Source organism: Phascolarctobacterium succinatutens, from assembly GCF_023497905.1.
In the GTDB taxonomy this organism is placed as follows: Bacteria; Bacillota; Negativicutes; order Acidaminococcales; family Acidaminococcaceae; genus Phascolarctobacterium_A; species Phascolarctobacterium_A succinatutens.
Genome location: NZ_CP097284.1, coordinates 420,001 through 443,159, shown reverse-complemented (window position 1 = coordinate 443,159; position 23,159 = coordinate 420,001). Strand labels below are relative to the sequence as shown.

Here is a 23,159-nt window from a genome sequence, read left to right as displayed (position 1 = left end):
AACCTCCTTATTGCTTCTTGCCGGCGGTAGCACTGTTGTCAACAGTAGTATCCAGATCAGCCTCAGTCATCGGCTGCGGGTTAACCTGAGCACCCTGTCTGATCTTGCCGGTACCTTCAACTACGATTGTCTCGTCGCCGGTCAGACCGCCTTCAACCATGTAGAAACGGCCGACGGAAGGACCAAGAGTTACTTCCTTCATGGTAACCTTGTTGTCGCTGCCGACAATATAAACAAATTTCTTATACATCAATTCAACAACTGCACGCATAGGAATCAAGAGAGCATCCTTTTTGGTGCCTGCAGTTGCCTGTACGTGAGCAAACATGCCTGGCAACAGACGATGTGCAGGATTTCTGAATAAAGCCTTTACAGTCATGGTACCGGTGTTGTCGTTGATACCGCGGTTAACCTCTGCTACGGTGCCCTTTAAATCATAGGTACTGCCATCGCTCAGAACAACAGTCAGGTTGTCAAGAGAAGCAGCGCCGCTGTTATCATGGGAACCGGAAAGCTTCAGATATTCCGGCTCAGCGATGCTGAACTGTACGAATACGGGGTCAGTGTTGCTGATTTTGGCCAGAGTAGTCTGACCTGCGGTTACATAGTTGCCAACCTCCAGTGCTGTAGTATCAATACGTCCGCTGAACGGAGCGGAAACGCTGGTATCGGTCATGTTAATCTGCGCATTTTCCAGAATTGCTTCCTGCGCATTTACAGAAGCCTGTGCCTGGTCACGCTGCATAATAGCGTTATCCAGAACCTGCTTGGAAATTGCATTCTGTGCATACAGAGTGCTGTAACGCTCTGCATTCAGAGCTGCGTTAGCCAAAGCCGCACGGGCATTAGCCAGGCCTGCCTGCGCGTTAAGCACGTTAGCCTGATAAGTACGCTGGTCAATAGCATACAAGGTCTGGCCTGCACTTACATTGTCACCGCCCTTGAAATACTTGGCTGTAATCTGACCGCTTACCTGAGCTTTCAGCTCCATTTCCTGCTGAGCCTGTACAAAGCCTGTATAATCATATACCAGAGGGGTGTCACGCTTAATAACCTTCATGGTTTTAACCAATGTCGCCTGATTGCCGCCCTGCTGCTGTTTTTGACCGCAGCCTGCAACGCTCAATACAAAGGTTGCCGCCAGCACCGCAGCCATTGCTTTTCTCGCACGGCCGGAGCGAATAAAACTTAACATAAAAAAACCTCCTTCACCTTCACTCTGAAACTACTCAATATATATAATGACAAATGATACTGCTATATTGTCGATAGCACCTTTACCTGAAAATATTCCTGCTCCAGTTTCAGAATACTACTATTATAATGGACATTTTTCAGAAAAGCAAACGTCATTTAAGCAGTTTTCGCCGCTTTTTCTTGTATTTTCTCACATTATCTTCTTCTCACAAATTTTACTGACTGACCAGTCAGCTTTTGCTGTTCAACAGTTCTTTTTTCAGCAAAAATTTATGCAGATTGCCCATGGCAAAACCCGATACCTGGTCCACGCCATCAATACGCTGCATCAAGAACAGGTTATCTCCTTCAATATACCATTCATCCGGCAGTCTGTCCTTATATACAACCTTCTTATTGGTATTCAGCAGATTAATCAGCGGCAGCAAATCCTTATCCTTGACATTAAGCACTTCATCCAGGCTGATTTTTTCGGCAGTCTTTGGATTTACGTTCAGCTGATGATGGATAAAGCTGTTTTTACCGCTGATCAGCTGCAGGCTCAGAATCTGTTCATCGGCACGCATCACCTTAAAAGCCATATCTGCCTCACCCTTGTAAAAATGCTCCAGATAATCTTTGCATTCATCCTGCAGCAGCTTATTCATTTTATTTTGTAGCTCTACATCCTTGCCGGCAAAAACCGGGAAGGTCGCCTCACCGCCGGGAACTACCATCTTACGCACCAATATAGTACCGGCAGCAAAATCCTTGCCATCATTTACGGTATTATCCTTAGGCGTAGGCGCAAGCGTCATAATGGTCAGGGAAAACTGTTTCCATTCCTTAGTTTTCTTGTCCTGCTTCCAGATAGCGCCCACATCTGCCAGAGGCTGCTTTTTCTGCACCAGCTGCTGACAGCCCAATAATTCATCTGTACCGTCATTATCTACATCATGTGCCACCAGCGAATGCAAGCCGCCATACTCCAGCTTGCCGTCTTCAACCTCACTGCCTGTTGCCGGCGTTAAATCAGATTTATTGCCGTCGATTAAAGCTACATGCATTTTACCGTCCTTGGCATAGGCTTGCGTAACCAGTCCCATGCTTTCGGCAGCACCAAAGACCTCACGCACATTTTTCTTGTTGGCAAAGGAAAGCACACGATATTCACTGGGCGCATGCCAATCTCCCTGAGCAGCACTCACCAGCAGCTGCTGTCTGCCGCTTTTGCCTGCCCACAGCTTAATAGGCTGCAGCTGGCAATTATATCCTCCCTTAATAGAAGGTGCATGAGCCGTCAAAAGCTTCTTGTCCTTATCCTTAATCATAACAAGCAGATCATTGGCGTAGCCGTTAGACAGCCTGTCACCCCAAAGCTCGGCAGTAACAGTCTGCTCTGCTGTCAGCTGCAGCGGCACCTGCGCCAACAGCGTGTCAGCGGCAGCGGCCATATTGCTGCAGAAAAGTACGCTGCTGCAGGCCAGGCCTTGCACCAACCATTTTATCTTCACATCTCCACGTCCTTTCTTCAAACATACTATTATATTATAGCATTTTTTTGTTATTAAGAACCGTATTAACACAGATTTTTCACATAAAGGTGTCTAAAGCATCAGCAAATTCTGTTTCATTTCGTACAAAAAAACTTTTTCTTAGCTTCCAAAACGATTTTTTCATTAATATTACTGCTTTTTATTGTTAAATAGTGTAGAATAAAAGCGGTATTTTATGAATTTTTGGGAGAAGGGAAGGATTTATTAATGAAGAAAATTGTTGCTATTCTGCTCAGCCTTTGCCTATTAGTATTAGCTGCAGGCTGTGGCGGTAACGATTCAAAAAAAGACACACCCAAAGAAAAGACTAAGGTAAGCCTTGGCATGCTGCGCCTGACAAGCAGCGCCCCTTTATTTATCGCTATGGATAAGGGCTTCTTTGCTGAAGAAGGTATAGAAATTGAACCGCAATGGTTTGATGCCGCTCATCCGATTGCCGTATCCACCGCTTCCTCTAAGGTTGATGTCGGTGCTACCGGCATTACGGCCAGCCTTTATAACATGGCAGCCAACGGACAAAAGCTGGGTATTGTTGCGGATAAAGGACGTGAACAAAAAGGCTATTCCTCTTCTGCACTGCTTGTGACCACCGACAATTATAACGCCGGCGTAAAAAGCCTGAAGGATTTGAAGGGCAAGCGTATTGGTATTACGCAAAAGGGCTCTACCTTCCATTATATGCTTGGCAGAATGCTGGAAACCCAGGGCATGAGCCTCAATGATGTGGAAATTGTTCCCCTGAGCAAGCTCAGTGCTGTTATGGCTGCTCTGGAAAGCAAGCAGATTGACGGCTGTATCTTAAACGAGCCTAACATCACCAAGGTGCAAAAAGCAGGCTACGGCAAACTTGTAGTACAGGTTGGCGACGTTATTCCTTACCAGACCTCTGCTATCTTCTACTCACCTGACTTTATGAAGAATAAGGATGCGGCAGTACGCTTCATGCGTGCTTACAACAAAGCCTGCAACTATTACTACGAAGCTGCAGTAGAAAAGAAGGATGCCAAGAAGCTGGAAGAGGTTGTTAATATTGTAGCCAAATACGTTAAGGCTCCGGCTGAAGACATTAAAGCCGGCCTGCCCTATATTGATAAGGACGGCAAGCTGCTCGTCAGCGATATCGCGACCCAGATTAAATGGTACACTGACAACAAGATGATTTCCGGCACACTGGATGCGAAGGATGTTGCCAACACCAGCTTTTTGGATGAAGCACTGAAGAAATAAAACTTGTATTAAAGCAAGACTGGCGTAAATGTAACAGCTGCAAAATGCGTTGACGATGCTTTAGCACCAAAACGCTGCGACTGATATGTTAGCGCCAGTCTTTTTGGAGGATGGTAGAAAATGAAATTAGAAATCGCAAATATCTGCAAGAATTTCACCACCACCAGCGGTAAGCTTCTTCCTGTTTTGCAGGATATTAACCTCAGCATTACTAAGGAAGAATTTGTAGCATTGGTAGGACCGTCAGGCTGTGGTAAATCAACCTTGCTCAATATAACCGCCGGACTTTTGGAACCCACAAGCGGTAACGTAAAATTTACTGATGTCGCTGCAGGCTATGAGCCTCGCATGAGCATCGTCTTTCAGGAAACAGGCCTCTTCCCCTGGCGTAATGTGCATGATAATATTGCCTTCGGTTTGGAAACAGCAGGCATGAAAGCAGACGAAAAGGAGGCACGCATTAAGCATTACATTGAGCTTGTAGGCTTAAAGGGCTTTGAAAAATCCTTCCCGCACCAATTAAGCGGCGGTATGCGTCAGCGCGTTGGCATTGCCCGTGCTTTAGCTATCGAGCCTGACCTGCTGCTGATGGATGAGCCGTTTTCTGCCCTGGATGCGCAAACACGCACCATCATGCAGGAGGAGCTGGTAACGCTGTGGGAAAAGACGCGTCTGACCACGCTATATGTTACACATAATATTCAGGAGGCAGTAATGCTTGCTGACAGAGTTGTACTGCTTTCGCGTCGCCCCGGCAAGGTCAGCAAAATACTGCAGATTGCCCTTCCGCGTGCCGAGCGTGCTAAGCCTGAGCACACAGACGAAATTTCGGAATTTGTCCGTATCATTTGGGAGCATATCAGCAAGGATGCGCGTGCTGCCTTAATGGAGGTGGAAGACAATGCCTGAAAAGAAAACTTCTGCGAGCGCAGCTAACGAATATATCGTGTGTAATCGTATGACGCATTGGCAAAAGACCTATCCGCATTGGGTAAGCGTTGCTTCCATCATCATCCTGCTGCTCTTTTGGGAGGCTATCTGCCGCTGCGGCCTGGTTTCTTCTTTGTTTTTGCCGGCACCGAGCCAGATTATCAGCGCCCTGCTTACCATGCTTGCTGACGGCGAAATCGGCGTAAGCCTGGCAGCCAGCATGTACCGTATCTTAATCGGTTTTGCTGTCGGCAGCCTTATCGGCCTTGCAGTGGGCCTTGTTACCGGTACCTCGGCACTGGCAGATAAAATCGGCAATCCTGTTGTCAACGCTCTTTATCCTATCCCTAAAATCGCTTTGCTGCCGTTATTCATCCTTTGGCTGGGAATCGGCGAGCTTTCGAAGGTAACGATTATTGCTCTCGGCGTTTTTTTTCCGGTAGCAATGAACACCTACAGCGGTGTCAAAAATGTTGATACACTGCTTATCAAGGTTGCCGTCAGCTTTAACGCCAGCTGGTGGAAAACGATGAAAAGTGTTGTTCTGCCTAACGCCTTACCTATGATTTTCGCAGGTCTGCGCCTTGCTGCCGGCACCTCTCTGCTGCTGCTGGTAGCAGCAGAAATGATTGCTGCCCAGGTCGGCATCGGTGCTCTCATCCTGCATTACGGCGATTTGATGATTACCGACCGCCTGATGGCCGGAGTTATTGTATTGTCGTTGCTCGGCCTGCTCTTTAACCTGTTCCTGCAATGGTTGGAGAGAAAGGCTATCCCCTGGAAAAACATCTAAAAACACAAAAGCACTGTCTGCTCACTGATATTCTTATATCAGATAGAGCTGACAGTGCTTTTTCTTTTTCTGCTAAAATCTTACAACAGCTTTTTAAAATACTGTTACGCCGATACACAAAAACTGCTTTCTGCTAAGCTATTACTGCAGCCTTGCTGAAGCCTCTTTTAAAACTGCTGTCACGGGTTCCAGCGGCATCTCGCCTATCTTCTTGATCAGCGCAGGCTGCTTGGGATATTCGGCAATAACCTTCTCCATCCACACCATATCCAGCCAATGACCATGCTTGAAGCCTGTATTATTGAAAGTACCGATAATTTTATAGCCGCAAGCCTCATGCATTTTGACGCTGTGCTCATTGCTGGCAGTAATGCAGGCGTAGGTAACAACTACCCCCTGCAGGCGCAGTAAAGCTTCCAGCGCTGCATACATAACTTTACCTAAGCCACATCCCTGCCCCTCAGGCGCCAAATAAATAGTTGCCTCAGCGCCCCACTGATAGGCAGCACGCTGAATATAAGGATGAGCATAAACATAACCAAGCAGTCTGCCTTCGTGCTCACAAACTATATAAGGATAGTCCGCAGAAATATTTTTGATTCTCTCAGTAAATTCTTCTACTGAAGGCACCTCGTATTCAAATGATACATCACTGAGCGTCCTGTCGCTGCTGATGACAAATGGCGCGTAAATTTCCAGCAGCTTTTCGGCATCTTCAGGCTTCGCAAGGCGAAGCGTATACTTCATCGACATTTTATCGATCCACCTTTACTTCAAACATTCTGCTCCACGGCAGCGTAAATTTATATTCTTCGGCAGTGTTGCCCATATACGGCTTGCTTACCTTGTTGATTTCCCGGGTAATATATGCTTCAGCCGCAGTACGCTGCTCCTCATTCAGTCCGCTGTTGGGCCAATAGTTAGGCCAGATAAGCTGCTGATAGGTTTGCATGCGCACATTCGCCTGATAAGCCCAATCATCAAGATAACGCACATTAAGCAGATTTTCTCTTGCTTCCGGTGTTAACTGCTTATGCAGCAGGCCCTGCGCCAGGGCAAAGCCCAGGCTGTTGCCCGCGGTATTCCAACCGCCGTAGGATGCCAGACGATATGCCAACTGTTTGTCAAACAAGGTCTTGATCAAAGCATTGTCCGCACCGTTGCCAAAGCGGATATCTGCCACAATCACAGGATGATTATGCTTAAGAATGCTTTCAACCTTATTGACGAAATTTACGGTAGCAGGCAATGCCTTATAGCTATTGCTTGCATCAGACGCCTCATGCGTCACACCATCGGCAGGAGTGTTGACAGCCAAAACCAAATCCGCATTTTTGCGCGAATATACCGGGAAAGCACCTGCCGCATAGATATGCTGCTTGGCACTAACGGCCACAGTATCATCCTCGTAGGTTGGCACTGTTTTACCGCCCTTGCCGACAGCATAGGTTACATTTACCAAAGGCAGCTCATACTGCAGACGGTTGGCAGCTCGGCTCAAAAGCAGCAGGCCAAGCTGATCTGCGCCGGCGAAGAAACGGATTTTCTCCTTCGGCAGCTCATTCACCAGAATATCCATCTCGCGTGCTTCCCTATGTGCCTGAGAATAGGCAGCGGTATCGTCACGCCCGATAAGCATATAATCAAAATCGCCGCTTTCCACACCATGCAGCAAAAGCTCCGTAGCATGGATATTGTTGCTGCGGCGCACAAACATATCAGCAAGTATTTCCCGGGGAATGCTGCTGCGCAGCTCCGCCAGCTCCTTTACCTCTTTACGCTTAATCTGCTTAAGCTCCAGCTTGTCCTCCAGCTCTCCCAAACGGAAAATCTTAGGGCCCCATTCCTTATAATATGCAGGCTCTGTCGGTGCACTGCTGGCCTTAGGAGAACGCATAATAGTGGTAAAAACATAAACCTTCTGTCCGCCGTGCTGCTTTTTCAGCTCTACCAAGCGTTCGGCACGCTGCTGCAGAAGCTCAGGCGAAATTTCATGTGTGCGCGATGCTACCAGCCCGCCATAAAGCAAAGCATCGGAAGAAGCAACAATGGCTACCGATTCACCGGCCTTAGCCTCCAGCCAGTTAAAAAGCTTATCCGGCTGCCCTGCTGACTGAGCACCGGCAATATATTCAGCCGGCGGCAGCTGCACATCCCAGCCTGCAGCCTGCATCGTCTGCACTGTGTAATCAAGGCACACCGGTCTGTTGTCCATGGGTATATATAACAGAGTGCCCTTAGCGGCAAATGCTGTATGAGTAGTCAACAGTAAAGCGCAAAGCAAAACACTTCGCAAAACCTTCATCATTTTTATCACTACCTTTAACTCTTTCTAAGCAGAGATATTCCTCGCCTTAATAGAAATTCTACAGCAATAAATAAAATTCCTGCGTTGACTTATAATTTCTTCTTGCATCTCTCGGTTATGATAAAAGCTCATCGCAAAACAAAAGCTCCCTGCTTCAAGGTATACCTTGAAACAGAGAGCAAAGCTACGTTATAAAATTAGCTTAAGCGTTAGCAAATCTGCTTAAGAAATCCTGGGTACGTTTATTCTTCGGATGCGTAAACAGCTCCTGCGGCTCGCCTTCCTCAGCAATTACACCCTGGTCGATAAAGATAACACGGTTAGAAACGTCACGGGCAAAAGCCATCTCATGCGTTACGATAACCATCGTCAGGCCTTCCTTAGCCAGGTCACGGATAACGCGCAGAACCTCGCCAACCATTTCCGGGTCCAGTGCGCTTGTCGGCTCGTCCATTAAAAGAACCTCCGGCTCCAGCGCCAGCGCACGTGCGATTGCCACACGCTGCTTTTGACCACCGCTAAGCTGATGCGGTTTCGCATTTACATAAGTATCCATACCAACATGCTTCAGATATTTCAGCGCAGTTGTGCGAGCTTCCTCCTTGCTTTTGCCAAGGACCTTAACCTGACCGACCATGCAGTTTTCCAGAACGGTCATATTGTTGAACAGGTTAAAGGATTGGAACACCATGCCTACCTTAGTACGATACATAGTGAGCTTTTTGAAAGCTTCATTTACATCCGTACCACGGTAATCAATAGTGCCGGCAGTCGGATGCTCCAAATAGTTCACGCAGCGGATAAGCGTAGACTTGCCGCTGCCGGAAGGACCGATGATGCAGACAACATCGCCGCGACGGACATCAAAGCTGATGCCCTTTAAAATTTCACGCTCGCCAAAGCTTTTCTTTAAATCATGGACTGATAACAAAAGTTCCTTTTCCATAGCTTAGTACCGTCCTTTCGGCTTCTTAGTAGGCAGAGGAATATCACCGCAGGGGTCCATCATCGGGTCATAGGTAACCAGCTGATAATCCTTCGGGCCATCCATCTTGCTTTCCAACCAGCGCAGCAGGCGGGAAGCGGTAAAGGTCATAATAAAGTAAATTACGCAGGTAATGAAGAAAATTTCAAAGTATTTGTAATATACACCTGCAGCAGATTTGGAAGCAAAGTACAGCTCTGTTACGGAGATAACGTTCAATACAGAGGTATCCTTGATATTGATAATCAGGTTGTTGCCCAGCTGCGGCATAACGTTGCGCAGAGCCTGCGGCAGAATAACGCAGCGCATGGTCTGGATATGGTCCATACCGATAGCAATTGCTGCTTCCTTTTGTCCCGGGTCAACAGATTCAATACCGCCACGCACAGTTTCTGCCATGTAAGCACCGGTATTGATAGAAACAACCAAAAAGCCGGCAAACAGCGGTGACATATCGATATCAAACAGGCTCATTGCACCATAATAAACAACCATAGCCTGTACAATCATAGGTGTACCGCGGAACACCTCTACGTAAGCGTCTAACAAGCGCTGCAAACAGCGCACCAAAGTTCTCTTAACCTTGCTGTCATTATCCTCCAAAGGAATTGTTTGGATAACACCAACAATAAGGCCGATAATACAGCCGATAAATGTGCCTACTACTGCCAGCAGCAGAGTAACGACCGCGCCCTTCAGCAGGACAGAGCCATATTGCTGCAGCAGGTAAACTACCCAGCCCAAAAATGTTTCCGGCATTACATACACCACCTTAATTTAATACAAAAAGGGGCGACAACCGCCGCCCCTTGCAAATGGCGTAACTCGTTATTGCAACGCAGCTATTCCATTCTTATACAGCTTATTTTGCCAAAGGCTGTTTCTTAATAGCTTCATCCATAATCTTATTGAAGTCAGCCTCGGTCATACCGCTCAGAACCTTGTTCATAGCGTCTGCCAGTTCCTTGTTGCCTTTTTTAATAGCAATACCGATTTCAACATCTTCTTTAGAAGTTTTGAAGCCTTTGTCTTCAGGGAAGGTTACCATAGTCAGATCAGGGTTAGCAAAAGCAGCAGCCTTAGCAGTCGGGATATCGGTTACAATCAAGTTGCATTTGCCGGATTTCAGCGCAACAATCATGCCGGGAACGTTGTCGATAGCAGGCAGCTTTTTAACGTCCGGAACCTGGTCAATCTGGTCATACCAGATGGTATTCAGTTGAGAGGTAGCAATAGAGCCTTTGAGGTCGGCAACGCTCTTAGCCTGAGCTTGCGGAGAATCCTTTTTAACCAGTGCTACTACAGTTGCATAGTAGTAAGGTTTGGTGAAGTCAACGGACTCTTTACGTTTGGAGGTAATGGACATGCCGGCGATTGCAGCATCAATCTTGCCGCTTACTACTGCAGGAGCCAGGCCATCCCATTCGATTTTATGGATTTCCAGGTCAGCGCCCATGGAATCAGCTAATTTTTTAGCAATCATAACGTCATAACCGTAAGCATATTCGTTAGAGCCGGCGATTTTTACAGCGCCGCCGTCAGCAGACGGTTGGGACCAGTTGTACGGAGCGTATGCGCATTCCATACCAACCTTCAATACCTTTTTGCCGCTGTCAGCTTTTTTATCGCCACCGCCACAGCCTGCAGTAACAGCCATTGCAACAACCATAGCGCCGCACAGAGCAGCTTTCAAAAATTTCTTCAAGTTCATCAAAAACACACCTTTCATTGTGAAATTATCTACTAAGTTACGTAATACTTTACTATATTACTGTCAAAAAAGCAAGCGTTCAGGCACAGATATAATGTATACATGAGTATAACTGCATAAAAGCCGTACTATCTCCCGCAAGAAAAAGTACGGCTTGAAATACTTAAGCTTATTTTTTCAGTCCGTTAATAATACGTTCCATAGCTTCGATGGTATTTTCACGGCTGCCGAAAGCAGTCAGGCGGAAGAAGCCTTCGCCCATTTTGCCGAAGCCTGCGCCAGGAGTACCTACAACCTGCAGTTTTTCCAGCAGGAAGTCAAAGAATTCCCAGGAGCTCATGCCGTTCGGGCATTGCAGCCAGATGTACGGAGAATGTACGCCGCCATAATATTTAATGCCAACCTTGTCAAAGCCTTCCATGATAATACGTGCATTTTCCTGATAGTAAGCAATGCTTTCGCGGCATTGTTTAATGCCTTCTTCGCTGAATACAGCCTCTGCACCGCGTTGGATAATGTAAGGAACACCATTGAACTTAGTGGTCTGGCGACGCAGCCACATTTTGTTCAGTTCCATTTCCTTGCCGCTTTCGGTTTTACGAACCAGTGCATGAGGAACAACGGTATAACCGCAACGGGTACCGGTAAAGCCGGCAGTCTTGGACAGAGAGCACAGCTCAATAGCGCATTTTTTAGCATCTTCGATAACGAAAATGCTGCGCGGAATTGCCGGATCGGTTACATATGCTTCATAAGCAGCATCGTACAGAATAACAGCATCATTTTTCAGTGCATAAGCAACCCATTCTTCCAACTGCTCTTTGGTATAAGCAGAGCCGGTCGGGTTGTTCGGAGAGCACAGATAAATTACGTCAGCCTTACCATTTTCGTCCGGCATCGGCAGGAAATCATTTTCCGGCTTGCCTTCCATATAAATAATGTGACGGCCGCACATAATGTTGGTATCCAGATATACAGGGTATACCGGATCAGGAATCAGGATAGTGTTTGCATTGCTGAAAATATCGGTGATATTAGCGCAATCGCTCTTTGCACCGTCGCTGATGAAAATTTCATCGCTTTCCAAGGTAACGCCGAAGGAAGCATAATATTTTACCAGTGCTGCATGCAGAAAATCATAGCCCTGTTCAGGACCATAGCCACGGAATGTAGACTGTACGCCCATTTCTGCTACAGCCTTAGCCATTGCATCAACAACACATTTTGCCAGCGGCAGGGTAACGTCACCAATGCCCAGGCGGATAATCTTTTTGTCTGGATGTGCCTCAGCATACGCGCTTACCTTGTGCGCGATATCAGCAAAAAGAAAGCTTTCTTTTAAGTTACAATAGTTTTCGTTTACAAATGCCATTGAAAAACCCCCATTATTAAAATCATTTTAAATTTATAGCAAACGCCTGAAAAATTACTAGCTGCAAGCATTGCGATACCTGCAGCCAGTAGTTCAAGCAATTTGTTTACTCGTTGATAATGCTCTCAGGAATATCAATTACGCCGTCAAATACTGCGACTGCGTTGCCCTCCAGGGTAACATGGTCATTCAGCTCATGCGTAACCTTTAGCAGGCCGCCCTTGCAATGTACATTGAGCGGTTCGCCCTTCTTGCCTGCTTTGTTCAGCATAATGCAGGCTACAGTAACAGCGCTTGCACCGGTGCCGCAGGCCCAGGTTTCGCCGCTGCCACGCTCCCAAACGCGGAACTTGACAGTGTTCTTGTCCAGAACCTGTACAAACTCAGTGTTCACACCTTCCGGGAACAGCTTATGATGTTCAAATTGCGGTCCCAGTTCTTCCAAGTTCAGGCTGTCCACATCATCCACAAAGGTAACAAAGTGCGGATTGCCCATAGAAATTGCCGTACCGTTATAGAAAACTTTTTCTTTGGTTACATCATCATGATTATCATTCAGAACAATTGCCTGGTCAACGAAAATATAATGGTCGCAGTTCATCGGAATTTCGGTAGCACGGAAAACAGGTTTGCCCATATCTACCTTTGCACCTACAACCTCGCCGTTTTCGACAACCATTTCAATTTCCTTTACACCGGAAAGTGTTTCCAGCGTAATAGTAGTTTTATCGGTCAGACCTTTGTCATGCACAAATTTAGCTACGCAGCGTACGCCGTTACCGCACATCTTGCCTTCGCTGCGGTCAGCGTTGAACATACGCATTTTGAAGTCAGCAACGTCAGATTTGCAAACGCAGATAAGACCGTCACTGCCAATACCAAAGCGTCTATGACTTACATATTCGGAAATAGCGCCCGGGTTCGGCAGCATCTCCTTGGTGCAGTCTACATAGACATAATCATTACCAGCACCATGCATTTTTGTAAATTCTATTTTCATGGCCCTTCCTCCTTTGAATCCTCTTTACTCATTATAACAAAAATATACTGAAATTCCAACCGGATAAACAATAAAGTTAGCATTAGCGCACAAAAAAGCCGGCACATTGATATGTACCCCCAATACTGGACACCCAGTATTGGGGGTATTTTAATGAAATACAGCTATAAGTTCAAAAGACAGTGTGTAGAATTATATCGACAAGGTAAATGGCCTGAAACGCCTAAAGATATAACAGAAAAAAATTTCCACAATACAATCCGAGTTTGGGTTCGGATAGAAGATAAATGTGGTCCAGAAGCATTAAGACATAAAAATCAGAGAAAAACTTGGTCAGCAGAAGAGAAATATGAACTTGTAGCCAAAGTATTAGCTGGTGCGTCAAATAAGGAAACAGCTATTTCTGCAGGAATTAACGCTGGACTCTTGTATCAGTGGGTTAGATGCTATAAAATTAAAGGGTATCAGGGATTGGTCGCACAACGAAAAGGACGACCACCCAAGGAGCCTGAAATGAAGAAAAAAATAGAGCCGGCAGAACTTACTCCATCAGAACGAGAAGAAATGATTCTGCTCAGAGCAGAAAATGAGCGCTTGAGAGCGGAGATTGCTATTGTAAAAAAAGAGATTGCCTTGAGAGAAGAGAGATGCGCAGCGCAACTCAAGGCGAAAAAGCTGCGCTCGTCCAAAAACTGCGTGAAGAAGGTTACAAACTGAATTATTTGCTGGATGCGATTGGACTGTCGCGTTCAACGTACTATTACGAGCTTAGCAAGACAGATAAAGTTAGCGAACGAAATGCCGACTTATCATCCGAAATTATTGTTATCTTCAACGAGAACAAAAAGCGATATGGTGTAAGGCGCGTACATAAGGAGCTTCTGAATCGAGGTTTTCGAGTAAATCACAAGCGTGTCCAACGAATCATGAATCAGCTTACCTTGTTTGGAAAATGTCCCAAGGAAAAATACCACTCCTATAAAGGCGATGTTGGCAAAGTTGCTGATAATATCATCAATCGAGATTTCAATACCGAAAAACCTTTGCAAAAGTGGACAACCGATGTATCGCAGTTCAATCTGCCTTGGGGCAAATGTTATCTTTCTCCGATTTTGGATATGAACAGCAATGAAATAATCTCTTACAATCTTTCTCTACATCCAGATATGGCGCAAATAAAGGACATGCTGAAAAAGGCATTTAAAGGTTTTCCTTCTGTAAAAGGTCTTATTATGCACTCAGATCAAGGATGGCAATATCAGCATGCATTTTATAGGAATGAATTGCAAAAGCACGGAATCATTCAATCAATGTCTAGGAAAGGTAACTGCTATGACAACTGTATTATGGAAACTTTCTTTGGCAGATTAAAAAACGAGATGTTCTACGGATTTGAAAAAGATTACCCTTCGTTTGAATCTTTTTCAAACGCTATAGCTGAGTACATCGATTATTATAACAACAAAAGAATTCAAGCTAAAACAAAATGGATGCCTCCCTCTAAATTCAGAGAAGCATCCATGATGTAAATATAATTATTCAAATTTTTAGCGGTGTCCAGAAAACTGGGTACATATCACATTTGCGTACCGGTTTTTTGTATCACAATTTTTCCTCACAAATATACTTTTTCCCATATAACGTCTTAAAGCGTTCTTTATTATTATCAAACGTGTCTGCTGTCGGATCATTATTAGGTTCATAAATATTATTCAAATTTATGCCTAAAACGCCCAGCATAAGATTAAATAACAAATCATTAGTAAACAGCTTGTTTTTTGTTTTTCCAAACTCTTATATTTAGCTGAATTATTTTGGATATATGAATCTGATAAGTATATATAGAGAGGTATGTGAGTCATATCAAAATCAAATTGAGCAGCATCATGCGATAAATTTTTATCTATAGCATCAGCATGGTCAGAACAATAAACTAATCCTTTGAAATTTGGAATCTTTCTGGCTCTTTTATAAACCTGACTCATCACATAATCGTTATAAATAATACTGTTGTCATATTTATCAATGGTATTTTTTCCATCATATTTTTCAAATGCTTTCGGATATCTTTGTTCATAAGAACCATGATTGCCCATAAGATGCATAACTATCAACATTTTGTCAGTTATTTTTATTTTTTCAAGCTCTTCGATAAGCTTACCATCAAAATAATCTGTATTTGTACTTTCACCAAGAGTACTGTTTATCCATTTTTGTTGATTAGCTTCACTAGCAATGCTTGTAACTGGAGTATCCCAAGCACTATATTTAACCTGATTACTCAGCCAGACAGTTTCAAAGCCTGCCGCTTCCGCAACTTCTAATACGCTTACCGCATTTTTTACAGCAATATTATTGTATTGATTTTTCGCAGTCAATGCGTATAACAAAGTAGGCACAGTATGCGTATGACACGAATATGCCTTGGTGAACAGCAACATGTTTTTATCATTTTTCATACTGTCCAACCACGGTGTAGTTGCCCGATGATAATTATAAGCTTGCATATGCGCTCTGTTTTGCGATTCACCTATAACCAATACGTAGACGCCCGCTTCCGGTTTATGTGACAAAAGCAGTTTAGACATATTATCCTTGCGATCAGTTCTTTCCTTTGAAAAATTCTTGTATTGAGCTAATGTCTTAGATGCCTGTTTAGGTATATCTGTAATAATATTATCCCTATACTTATACACACCTACTAAACAAGCAGTAATACAGAATAACACTAGAAATAGATTATACTTATTCCACAATATTTTTTGCGTATTTTTTATTGCAACGAAAAATACAAAAGCATTTGTCAGTATAATTAAGAAAATTGTTTTACAGGAAAAATTGTCTTTTGCATACTCTATAGCTTCCTGAATATTAGTCTGAGCAATTGCCAAAAGAGTATCCGGAGCAAATACAGTACTGGTAACCGAATAGTATCCCAAAATAACAAATACCGGTAATAAAATAACGGCTAAAAAGATAAACCTAAGTACACTGCGTATTACATGTTTCTCAAAAAGCATTGGCAACAATAACGCTAAATTAAGCAACGCTATTGAAAAATTTGCATAATTTTTTACACTGCTTAGACCTATAAAATTACCTAATACCAACTTTATTAAAAATATACTGTTTGCCAATAAAAATAGTAAGGAAATTTGACAAAAATATACTTTACGTTCTATATAAACTCTACTGGCTAAGGCAATACCAACCGCACTTAAAATAATCCCGTTAGAGTGTCTTAATGTATAATCACCAGATATGCCGCAAGCAAATAACATTAAAATACAATACACAATAACAGAAGTAATAACTATCGTCCTTATTTCTTTTTTCAAAGCGCTACTAAACACATAATCCCATCCTTTTAATAATCATCGTTAGTATTGTAGCACATTTGTCCCCCCCGCAAGACTTTATATCTTATGCTTTAGCGTACAAAAAAGCCGGCACATTTGCGTACCGGCATATTATAATGAGCAGTATTGCTTTTTATATCAGTAATATATTCACTTACAACAGTATTTTGCTCCAAAAAACACTTCGAAAATTATTTACGCAAATCTTTTAGACGGTCTGCACCACATCAGCGCAGCAAAAATCAGCACAGCGGTAACACCCATGCTTACAGGATAAACATACATTAAGGTACGGAAATCATGATACACCGGGAAAACAAAGGCAACCCATAAAAAGCGTACACCACAGACACCTAAAATTGTAAGCAGCGACGGTAAAAACGATATGCCGAAGCCACGCAGATAACCGGACATCACATCATACGAAAGGCTGAAAATGTAGGCACAGAATACAATAGAAGCCCTGATATAACCAAGCCTGATAACCTCGCTGTCGTCGTTGATGAGCGCAATAAGCCTGTCACCGAAGAGAAATACGATAAGCATACAAAAGCCCGTACAGATAACATCCTCCAGCAGGCATAAGCGTAAAATCACACGGCACCGGGCCATCTGTCTGGCGCCATAATTCTGCCCGACAAAGGTCGTACACGCCTGTGTAAAGGAGCTGAAGATACTGAACGCTACCATCTCCAGAATCAGCGAAGCACTGGAGGCTGCAATGACCTCTGTGCCCAAGCTGTTGATAGCACCCTGAATAACAACATTAGCCAGGCTGAAAACTGCGCCTTGGATGCCTGCAGGCAAGCCGATGCTTACAATTTCTTTCAGCGTAGGCATATCAAGGTGCAGCTTATTCCATTCCAACTTAATTATAGAATCTGTTTTCAGCAATAAGCGGAGCAGAATCAAAGCAGAAACCGCGTTAGCCAACACTGTAGCAATAGCTACACCAGTAACATCCAGCTTGCATACGCAGACAAAGAATAAATCCAGCACAATATTAACCAGGCTGGCTGCAATAAGCGCCATCAACGGTTTTTGCGTTTCACCGATACTGCGGAAAATAGCCGCTTCAAAATTGTACAGCAAAATAATCGGCATACCTAAAAAATATATTCTGAGGTACATCACAGCTGAAGGTAAAACTTCTGCCGGAATTTCCAGCAAACCTAAAATCGGCACAACAGCAAACTGTGCAAAAACAGCTACCGCAATACCGATAATCAGCGAAAGCAGTACAGCAGTATGCACCGCCTTCTTTACGCCGTCCGTATCACGTCTGCCGATAGACTGCGCAATAACAACATTGGAGCCTAAGGCCAGGCCCAAGAACAGAAAAATAATCATACCGATAATCGGCAAATCTGTTCCTACGGCAGCCATTGCCGCTGTTCTGTCGCTGTTAGCAAAGTTGCCGGCAATTACCACGTCTGTAGCGGTAAAAAACTGCTCCAGGATAGCGGTTGCAGCTACCGGCATAGAAAATTTTAGTATTTTATCCCATAAGGAACCATTAAGCATGTCCATGCTTGTTCGCATATTTTCAATACCTTCTCTTTCTTTTAACTAGTGATAGATATTATAATACTAAAATCAGACAATAGCAAATTGATATTTTCTCTGCCCGGTTATATTTATAAGGCATAATATTACGCTTATGATAAGCAATGCTTAACATAAAAAAAGCCGATACATTTCTGTATCAGCTTTTCGTTCATAAAATATTTCATTTAAGCAGCCTGTTTACGCATATAAGTACGCATAACCAGCAATGTTACAAATAATAAGCACAGCGTAATAGGCAAAGCAATCAGCGCTAAGGAGTTTTCCGTAAAGTACGCAATACCGCCGGCAATCAGATAGCCGGCAACAGACACGGAAGCTGCAGTCAAAGCATAGGGCAGCTGTGTGGAAACGTGGTTAACGTGGTCGGAATGCGCGCCTGCGGATGCCATAATCGTTGTATCGCTGATAGGCGAGCAGTGGTCACCGCATACCGCGCCGCTCAGGCAGGCAGCAATAGAGATAATCAGCATTTCATAGGTATCGCCGGAACCGAAAACGTTGCAAACAACAGGAATCAGAATAGAGAAGGTACCCCAGCTTGTACCGGTAGAGAACGCAAGGAACATAGCAACAACAAAGATAATTGTCGGCAGGAACATTTTCAGGATACCTGCGGAGTTTGCAACAAGATCATGTACATAGAACTTTGCACCCAAAAGACCGGTCATACCGGACAGAGTCCAAGCCATGGTCAAAATCATAATCGGCGCAACCATTGCTCTGAAGCCTGCAGGAATACACTCCGTAAATTCCTTAAAGGTCATTACGTTGCGCACCATGTAGAAGCAGAAGGTAAAGAAGAAGGTTGCCATGCTGCCGAGTACCAGGCCTTTAGGAGCGTCAGCACCTGCAAAAGCATCAACAAAGCTTTCGCCTGTGAAGAAGCCACCGCTATAAATCATACCGATAATGCAGCAGATAATAAGTACAATTACAGGCAGTACAAGGTCAATAACCGCACCGTTAGGCTTATCGGTATTGTCATCATCATCACCATACGGACGAGCAGCAGTAGTAAACAGGTCACCCTTATTTGCGTTATCCTCATGAACCTTCATGCTGCCGAAATCAAATTTCATGATGGTCAAAAGAAGCATCATAGATAAGGTAGTAATTGCGTAGAAGTTATAAGGAATAGTCTGCAGGAACATGTTAAAGCCGTTAATATCAGAGCCTTTAGGTACTGATGAGGTTACAGCTGCAGCCCAGCTGGAAACCGGCGCAATAATACAAATCGGCGCAGCAGTTGCGTCAATAAGATATGCCAGCTTTGCGCGGCTAACCTGATGTCTGTCGGTAACAGGACGCATTACGGAACCAACAGTCAAACAGTTGAAATAGTCATCGACAAAAATAAGTACACCCAGTGCAATGGTAGCGAGCTGCGCACCAACGCGGGTCTTGATATTTTTAGAAGCCCACTGACCGAAAGCAGCACTACCGCCAACCTTATTCATAAGAGCTACCATGATACCTAAAATAACCAGGAATACCATAATACCAACGTTACCGCTATCTGACAGCTTGGTAATCATGCCGCCGTTTTCATTGTAAAGCATAGTATTTAAACCAAGCTCAAGATTACCGTTGGAATATAACAGTGCACCGATTGCAATACCTACGAATAAAGAAGAATATACTTCCTTAGTAATCAAGGCCAAAGCAATTGCGATAACCGGAGGCAGCAAAGCGCCGATTGTCGAATATACGGCAGGCTTATAGGTTTCAGGATCAACAGTGTTAGGATGCTGTCCGCTTATATAAAATAGGCCAACCATGATAACGAGCGTTACCGCCAAAAACAAATAATTGATTTTTCTCATCTAATTAATCACTCCATAATTTTTTTCTAAAAAGTCCGAAAAAATTATATCATGATTACGTAACTAAAAGCAAGTATATTATTAAAAATCGCTGACAAATTGTTAAAAATTATACATTGTTTTGTAAATAAGTGCAAAACAGCGCACTTTAACACTGATTTATACTGCTTTAATGTCTATTCACAGTTGACAAATTTCGAGGCTTACAGAGCAGGCGCATATATTCTTTATTCGCGCATCCAAGACGCGAGTCTGCAGAACAACGCTAATTGATAAGAAGGCAAGTAAATTGAGCGATGGGTATATCGTGCAAGGAATAGCAATTTTAGCAAATGAGTGTCCGGAATCATCTGCGGGCGCATCCAAGAAGCGAGTCCGCAGGGCGATGCTGATTGGCTCATGCGCGCCATGCGATAGTGTCCCAAGAAGCAAGCTCGAAGAGCGAAGCTGATTGGTTTGACACGAACCGCTAAGTGTCGCACTGTCTGAGCGCTAAGCTATCTACTATAGTAAAATCTCTTTGCATAGCGCGAGTTTTGCGACACTTCGTCTTGATTCCACACGAAATTTGAGTTAATAAATTGCTGTTGACTGAAACGATATACTCTCGCGAATAGAGAAAATAAGGTAGAAAGCTTAATCCATGCTTGTGCATCACTTTGCTCCTTCAAGCATGGCTATCTATCCCTCCAAAAATACTCCTTGCAGCAATACTTCATTAAGAAGCTCCCGCTGCCGACTTTACTGCATAATCGTAGATTCTATCCTCAATCGACGAGCTGATTACACGTCTATGCGTCGCATAGCTCCTTTAGACGTGGCGGTTGGGCAGCCAGCCCCGCCGTTGGTCATAAGATGGCTGACGGTAAAAGAAAAAAGACATGTCACATGACATGTCTTTTTTCTAACCGGCAGCTATCTATCCTCCCAGGCCGCTTCCAGCCAAGTACTTTCGACGTATAAGGGCTTAACTACTGTGTTCGGGATGGGAACAGGTGGATCCCCTTAGCCATCACCACCGGATTATTTAATTTTGAGGTTTGTACCCTCAAAACTTCAACAGAAGAATGAACCGTTAAGTTCTTTTTAACGTTTTGTTTAAGCTGACTTCTTCATCGAAAACCGCTCCTTATTCAGTCGCTGTTTTCGATGTTTGCACGACCTTTTCGATTTCTCGCTTCGCTTTGCTTGCGACAAATCGGGTCTTTGCTTCAAGTCAAGCCCTCGACATATTAGTATCGGTCCGCTGAATACATTACTGTACTTACACTCCCGACCTATCAACCTCGTCTTCTCCAAGGTGTCTTACTAGATTGCTCTATGAGAGATCTCATCTTAAGGCTGGTTTCACGCTTAGATGCTTTCAGCGTTTATCCTTTCCGAACGTAGCTACCCAACTATACCTCTGGCGAGATAATTGGTACACCATTGGTTCGTCCACTCCGGTCCTCTCGTACTAGGAGCAGCCCCCTTCAAATCTCTTGCGCCCGCGATGGATAGGGACCGAACTGTCTCACGACGTTCTGAACCCAGCTCACGTACCACTTTAATGGGCGAACAGCCCAACCCTTGGGACCGACTTCAGCCCCAGGATGTGATGAGCCGACATCGAGGTGCCAAACCTCCCCGTCGATATGGACTCTTGGGAGAGATTAGCCTGTTATCCCCAGGGTAGCTTTTATCCGTTGAGCGATGGCCCTTCCACTTGGATGCCACCGGATCACTAAGCCCTACTTTCGTACCTGATTGCCGTGTTTGGCTCTCAGTCAAGCTCCCTTCTGCCTTTACACTCTTCGCGCGATTTCCGGCCGCGCTGAGGGAACCTTTGGGCGCCTCCGTTACTCTTTGGGAGGCGACCGCCCCAGTCAAACTGCCCGCCTGACACTGTCCCGAGTTTCGTTACTCCTACGGTTAGAATTCCGATACATCAAGGGTGGTATCCCAACGGCGGCTCCACGAAGACTAGCGTCCTCGCTTCCATGCCTCCCACCTATCCTGTACGTGATGTATCAGAACCCAATGTCAGGTTACAGTAAAGCTCCATGGGGTCTTTCTGTCCAGTCGCGGGTAACCTGCATCTTCACAGGTACTTCAATTTCACCGGGTCCCTCGTTGAGACAGTGCCCAAATCGTTACACCTTTCGTGCGGGTCGGAACTTACCCGACAAGGAATTTCGCTACCTTAGGACCGTTATAGTTACGGCCGCCGTTCACCGGGGCTTCGGTCGAATGCTTTGGATTGCTCCGGACATCCTTCCTTAACCTTCCGGCACTGGGCAGGTGTCAGCACCTATACGTCAGATTTCTCTTTAGCAGGCACCTGTGTTTGTGGTAAACAGTCGCTTGGGCCTCTTCTCTGCGACCGCCTCATGCTCCGTCTGTTCAGACTTCACAACAGCGGCTACCCTTATCCCGAAGTTACGGGTACATTTTGCCGAGTTCCTTAACGAGGGTTCTCCCGCGCACCTTAGGATTCTCTCCCCGCATACCTGTGTCGGTTTACGGTACGGGCGGTAATTCTCTAACTAGAAGCTTTTCTCGACAGTGTGGGGTCAGCAGCTTCAGTTCCGTTTCCGGAACCTCCACATCACGCCTCAGACTCACAGGACGCGGATTTGCCTGCGTCCCATCCTACACGCTTGTACAGGAACAACCAATCTCCTGCCTGCCTGCCCTCCTGTGTCACTCCATCGCTCAAACAATCATTACCGGTACTGGAATATCTGCCAGTTGTCCATCTCCTACGCTCCATGCCTCGGATTAGGTCCCGACTTACCCTGGGACGACGATCGTTGCCCAGGAATCCTTATGCTTTCGGTGGAATGGATTCTCACCATTCTTTTCGCTACTCATACCAACATTCTCACTTCTGTGAAGTCCACCGTTCCTTACAGAACGACTTCAGCCCTCACAGAACGCTCCCCTACCCCACGACATATGTCGTAGCCACAGCTTCGGTTTCGTACTTTAGCCCCGGTAATCTTCGGCGCAGGGTCTCTCGACCAGTGAGCTATTACGCACTCTTTAAATGGTGGCTGCTTCTAAGCCAACATCCTGGTTGTTTTAGAGACCCCACATCCTTTTCCACTTAGTACGACATTGGGGACCTTAGCTGGTGGTCTGGGCTGTTTCCCTTTTGACCACGGATCTTATCACTCGTAGTCTGACTCCCAAGCTCTACAGTATAACCATTCGGAGTTTGACAGGGTTCGGTAACCTTTATGGCCCCTAGCCCGATCAGTGCTCTACCGCCTATACTTACTACTTGAGGCTAGCCCTAAAGCTATTTCGGGGAGAACCAGCTATCTCCGCGTTCGATTGGAATTTCACCTCTACCCACATCTCATCCT

Annotated in this window: 17 protein-coding genes and 2 rRNA genes (1 of these 19 running past the window's edge); 5 read left to right on the top strand and 14 right to left on the bottom strand. The window is 44.9% G+C overall.

What is annotated here, in order from left to right; translation table 11 throughout:
* Positions 1 to 7: 7 nt before the first annotated feature.
* Positions 8 to 1,195, bottom strand: coding sequence for an efflux RND transporter periplasmic adaptor subunit (locus tag M5E81_RS02120; protein WP_249747758.1), 1,188 nt, complete (start codon positions 1,193 to 1,195; stop codon positions 8 to 10).
* A 232-nt stretch (positions 1,196 to 1,427) separates the two neighbouring features.
* Positions 1,428 to 2,690, bottom strand: a complete 1,263-nt coding sequence (locus M5E81_RS02115; protein ID WP_249747757.1) for a hypothetical protein — start codon at positions 2,688 to 2,690, stop codon at positions 1,428 to 1,430.
* A 249-nt stretch (positions 2,691 to 2,939) separates the two neighbouring features.
* Between M5E81_RS02115 and M5E81_RS02110 the strand changes: the two genes are divergently transcribed.
* From M5E81_RS02110 to M5E81_RS02100, 3 genes are all read left to right on the top strand, one after another.
* The gene (locus M5E81_RS02110; protein WP_009145737.1) at positions 2,940 to 3,959 is read left to right on the top strand and encodes an ABC transporter substrate-binding protein; all 1,020 of its coding nucleotides are present in this window, start codon (positions 2,940 to 2,942) and stop codon (positions 3,957 to 3,959) included.
* Positions 3,960 to 4,079: 120 nt separating this feature from the next.
* The gene (locus tag M5E81_RS02105; protein WP_249747756.1) at positions 4,080 to 4,868 is read left to right on the top strand and encodes an ABC transporter ATP-binding protein; all 789 of its coding nucleotides are present in this window, start codon (positions 4,080 to 4,082) and stop codon (positions 4,866 to 4,868) included.
* Positions 4,861 to 5,682 carry an ABC transporter permease gene (locus M5E81_RS02100; RefSeq protein WP_009145735.1) on the top strand — a complete coding sequence of 274 codons (822 nt, stop codon included), beginning with the start codon at positions 4,861 to 4,863 and terminating at the stop codon, positions 5,680 to 5,682. The genes M5E81_RS02105 and M5E81_RS02100 overlap by 8 nt, the downstream gene beginning before the upstream one ends.
* A 141-nt stretch (positions 5,683 to 5,823) precedes the next feature.
* On the opposite strand, the gene M5E81_RS02095 is transcribed toward M5E81_RS02100, so the two are convergent.
* The 7 genes from M5E81_RS02095 to dapF all read right to left on the bottom strand — a co-directional run bounded on the left by M5E81_RS02095 (position 5,824) and on the right by dapF (position 13,052).
* On the bottom strand, positions 5,824 to 6,435 hold the full coding sequence (locus M5E81_RS02095) for a GNAT family N-acetyltransferase (protein ID WP_249747755.1): 612 nt from the start codon (positions 6,433 to 6,435) through the stop codon (positions 5,824 to 5,826).
* Position 6,436: 1 nt separating this feature from the next.
* Positions 6,437 to 7,990 (bottom strand): DUF4127 family protein, encoded by a 1,554-nt coding sequence (locus M5E81_RS02090; RefSeq protein WP_249747754.1) that lies wholly within the window; start codon positions 7,988 to 7,990, stop codon positions 6,437 to 6,439.
* 202 nt (positions 7,991 to 8,192) lie between these two features.
* On the bottom strand, positions 8,193 to 8,936 hold the full coding sequence (locus tag M5E81_RS02085; protein ID WP_009145731.1) for an amino acid ABC transporter ATP-binding protein: 744 nt from the start codon (positions 8,934 to 8,936) through the stop codon (positions 8,193 to 8,195).
* Positions 8,937 to 8,939: 3 nt separating this feature from the next.
* Positions 8,940 to 9,734, bottom strand: a complete 795-nt coding sequence (locus tag M5E81_RS02080; RefSeq protein WP_249747753.1) for an amino acid ABC transporter permease — start codon at positions 9,732 to 9,734, stop codon at positions 8,940 to 8,942.
* A 103-nt stretch (positions 9,735 to 9,837) separates the two neighbouring features.
* Positions 9,838 to 10,686: a transporter substrate-binding domain-containing protein gene (locus M5E81_RS02075; protein WP_040565165.1), complete on the bottom strand. Its 849-nt coding sequence runs from the start codon at positions 10,684 to 10,686 to the stop codon at positions 9,838 to 9,840.
* Positions 10,687 to 10,855: 169 nt separating this feature from the next.
* Positions 10,856 to 12,058: an LL-diaminopimelate aminotransferase gene (locus tag M5E81_RS02070; RefSeq protein ID WP_249747752.1), complete on the bottom strand. Its 1,203-nt coding sequence runs from the start codon at positions 12,056 to 12,058 to the stop codon at positions 10,856 to 10,858.
* A gap of 106 nt (positions 12,059 to 12,164) precedes the next feature.
* A complete protein-coding gene (gene dapF / locus M5E81_RS02065) occupies positions 12,165 to 13,052 on the bottom strand; it encodes a diaminopimelate epimerase (protein WP_040565172.1) in 888 nt (295 codons plus the stop codon).
* Between the two features lie 159 nt (positions 13,053 to 13,211).
* Between dapF and M5E81_RS02060 the strand changes: the two genes are divergently transcribed.
* Complete coding sequence (locus M5E81_RS02060; protein WP_249747006.1) at positions 13,212 to 13,775, top strand: transposase; 564 nt, start codon at positions 13,212 to 13,214, stop codon at positions 13,773 to 13,775.
* Complete coding sequence (locus M5E81_RS02055; protein ID WP_249747005.1) at positions 13,706 to 14,587, top strand: IS3 family transposase; 882 nt, start codon at positions 13,706 to 13,708, stop codon at positions 14,585 to 14,587. Before M5E81_RS02060 ends, M5E81_RS02055 begins: the two co-directional genes overlap by 70 nt.
* Positions 14,588 to 14,782: 195 nt before the next feature.
* Here the strand turns inward: M5E81_RS02055 and M5E81_RS02050 are convergent, their stop codons facing one another.
* From M5E81_RS02050 to M5E81_RS02030, 5 genes are all read right to left on the bottom strand, one after another.
* Entirely contained in the window at positions 14,783 to 16,411 is a 1,629-nt protein-coding gene (locus M5E81_RS02050) for a phosphoethanolamine transferase (RefSeq protein ID WP_249747751.1), read from the bottom strand.
* Between the two features lie 201 nt (positions 16,412 to 16,612).
* A complete protein-coding gene (locus M5E81_RS02045) occupies positions 16,613 to 17,959 on the bottom strand; it encodes an MATE family efflux transporter (protein WP_249747750.1) in 1,347 nt (448 codons plus the stop codon).
* Positions 17,960 to 18,150: 191 nt separating this feature from the next.
* The gene (locus M5E81_RS02040; protein WP_009145934.1) at positions 18,151 to 19,809 is read right to left on the bottom strand and encodes a Na+/H+ antiporter NhaC family protein; all 1,659 of its coding nucleotides are present in this window, start codon (positions 19,807 to 19,809) and stop codon (positions 18,151 to 18,153) included.
* A 906-nt stretch (positions 19,810 to 20,715) separates the two neighbouring features.
* Positions 20,716 to 20,832 (bottom strand): 5S ribosomal RNA (gene rrf, locus M5E81_RS02035).
* A 189-nt stretch (positions 20,833 to 21,021) separates the two neighbouring features.
* A 23S ribosomal RNA gene (locus M5E81_RS02030) occupies positions 21,022 to 23,159 on the bottom strand; it runs 768 nt beyond the window's last position.

Coding starts and splice junctions, on each gene's coding strand:
- M5E81_RS02120 (WP_249747758.1), bottom strand. CDS start 1,195: ATGTTAAGTTTTATTCGCTCCGGCCGTGCGAGAAAAGCAATGGCTGCG.
- M5E81_RS02110 (WP_009145737.1), top strand. CDS start 2,940: ATGAAGAAAATTGTTGCTATTCTGCTCAGCCTTTGCCTATTAGTATTA.
- M5E81_RS02105 (WP_249747756.1), top strand. CDS start 4,080: ATGAAATTAGAAATCGCAAATATCTGCAAGAATTTCACCACCACCAGC.
- M5E81_RS02100 (WP_009145735.1), top strand. CDS start 4,861: ATGCCTGAAAAGAAAACTTCTGCGAGCGCAGCTAACGAATATATCGTG.
- M5E81_RS02095 (WP_249747755.1), bottom strand. CDS start 6,435: ATGTCGATGAAGTATACGCTTCGCCTTGCGAAGCCTGAAGATGCCGAA.
- M5E81_RS02090 (WP_249747754.1), bottom strand. CDS start 7,990: ATGATGAAGGTTTTGCGAAGTGTTTTGCTTTGCGCTTTACTGTTGACT.
- M5E81_RS02085 (WP_009145731.1), bottom strand. CDS start 8,936: ATGGAAAAGGAACTTTTGTTATCAGTCCATGATTTAAAGAAAAGCTTT.
- M5E81_RS02080 (WP_249747753.1), bottom strand. CDS start 9,734: ATGCCGGAAACATTTTTGGGCTGGGTAGTTTACCTGCTGCAGCAATAT.
- M5E81_RS02075 (WP_040565165.1), bottom strand. CDS start 10,686: ATGAACTTGAAGAAATTTTTGAAAGCTGCTCTGTGCGGCGCTATGGTT.
- M5E81_RS02070 (WP_249747752.1), bottom strand. CDS start 12,058: ATGGCATTTGTAAACGAAAACTATTGTAACTTAAAAGAAAGCTTTCTT.
- M5E81_RS02060 (WP_249747006.1), top strand. CDS start 13,212: ATGAAATACAGCTATAAGTTCAAAAGACAGTGTGTAGAATTATATCGA.
- M5E81_RS02055 (WP_249747005.1), top strand. CDS start 13,706: ATGCGCAGCGCAACTCAAGGCGAAAAAGCTGCGCTCGTCCAAAAACTG.
- M5E81_RS02045 (WP_249747750.1), bottom strand. CDS start 17,959: ATGCGAACAAGCATGGACATGCTTAATGGTTCCTTATGGGATAAAATA.
- M5E81_RS02040 (WP_009145934.1), bottom strand. CDS start 19,809: ATGAGAAAAATCAATTATTTGTTTTTGGCGGTAACGCTCGTTATCATG.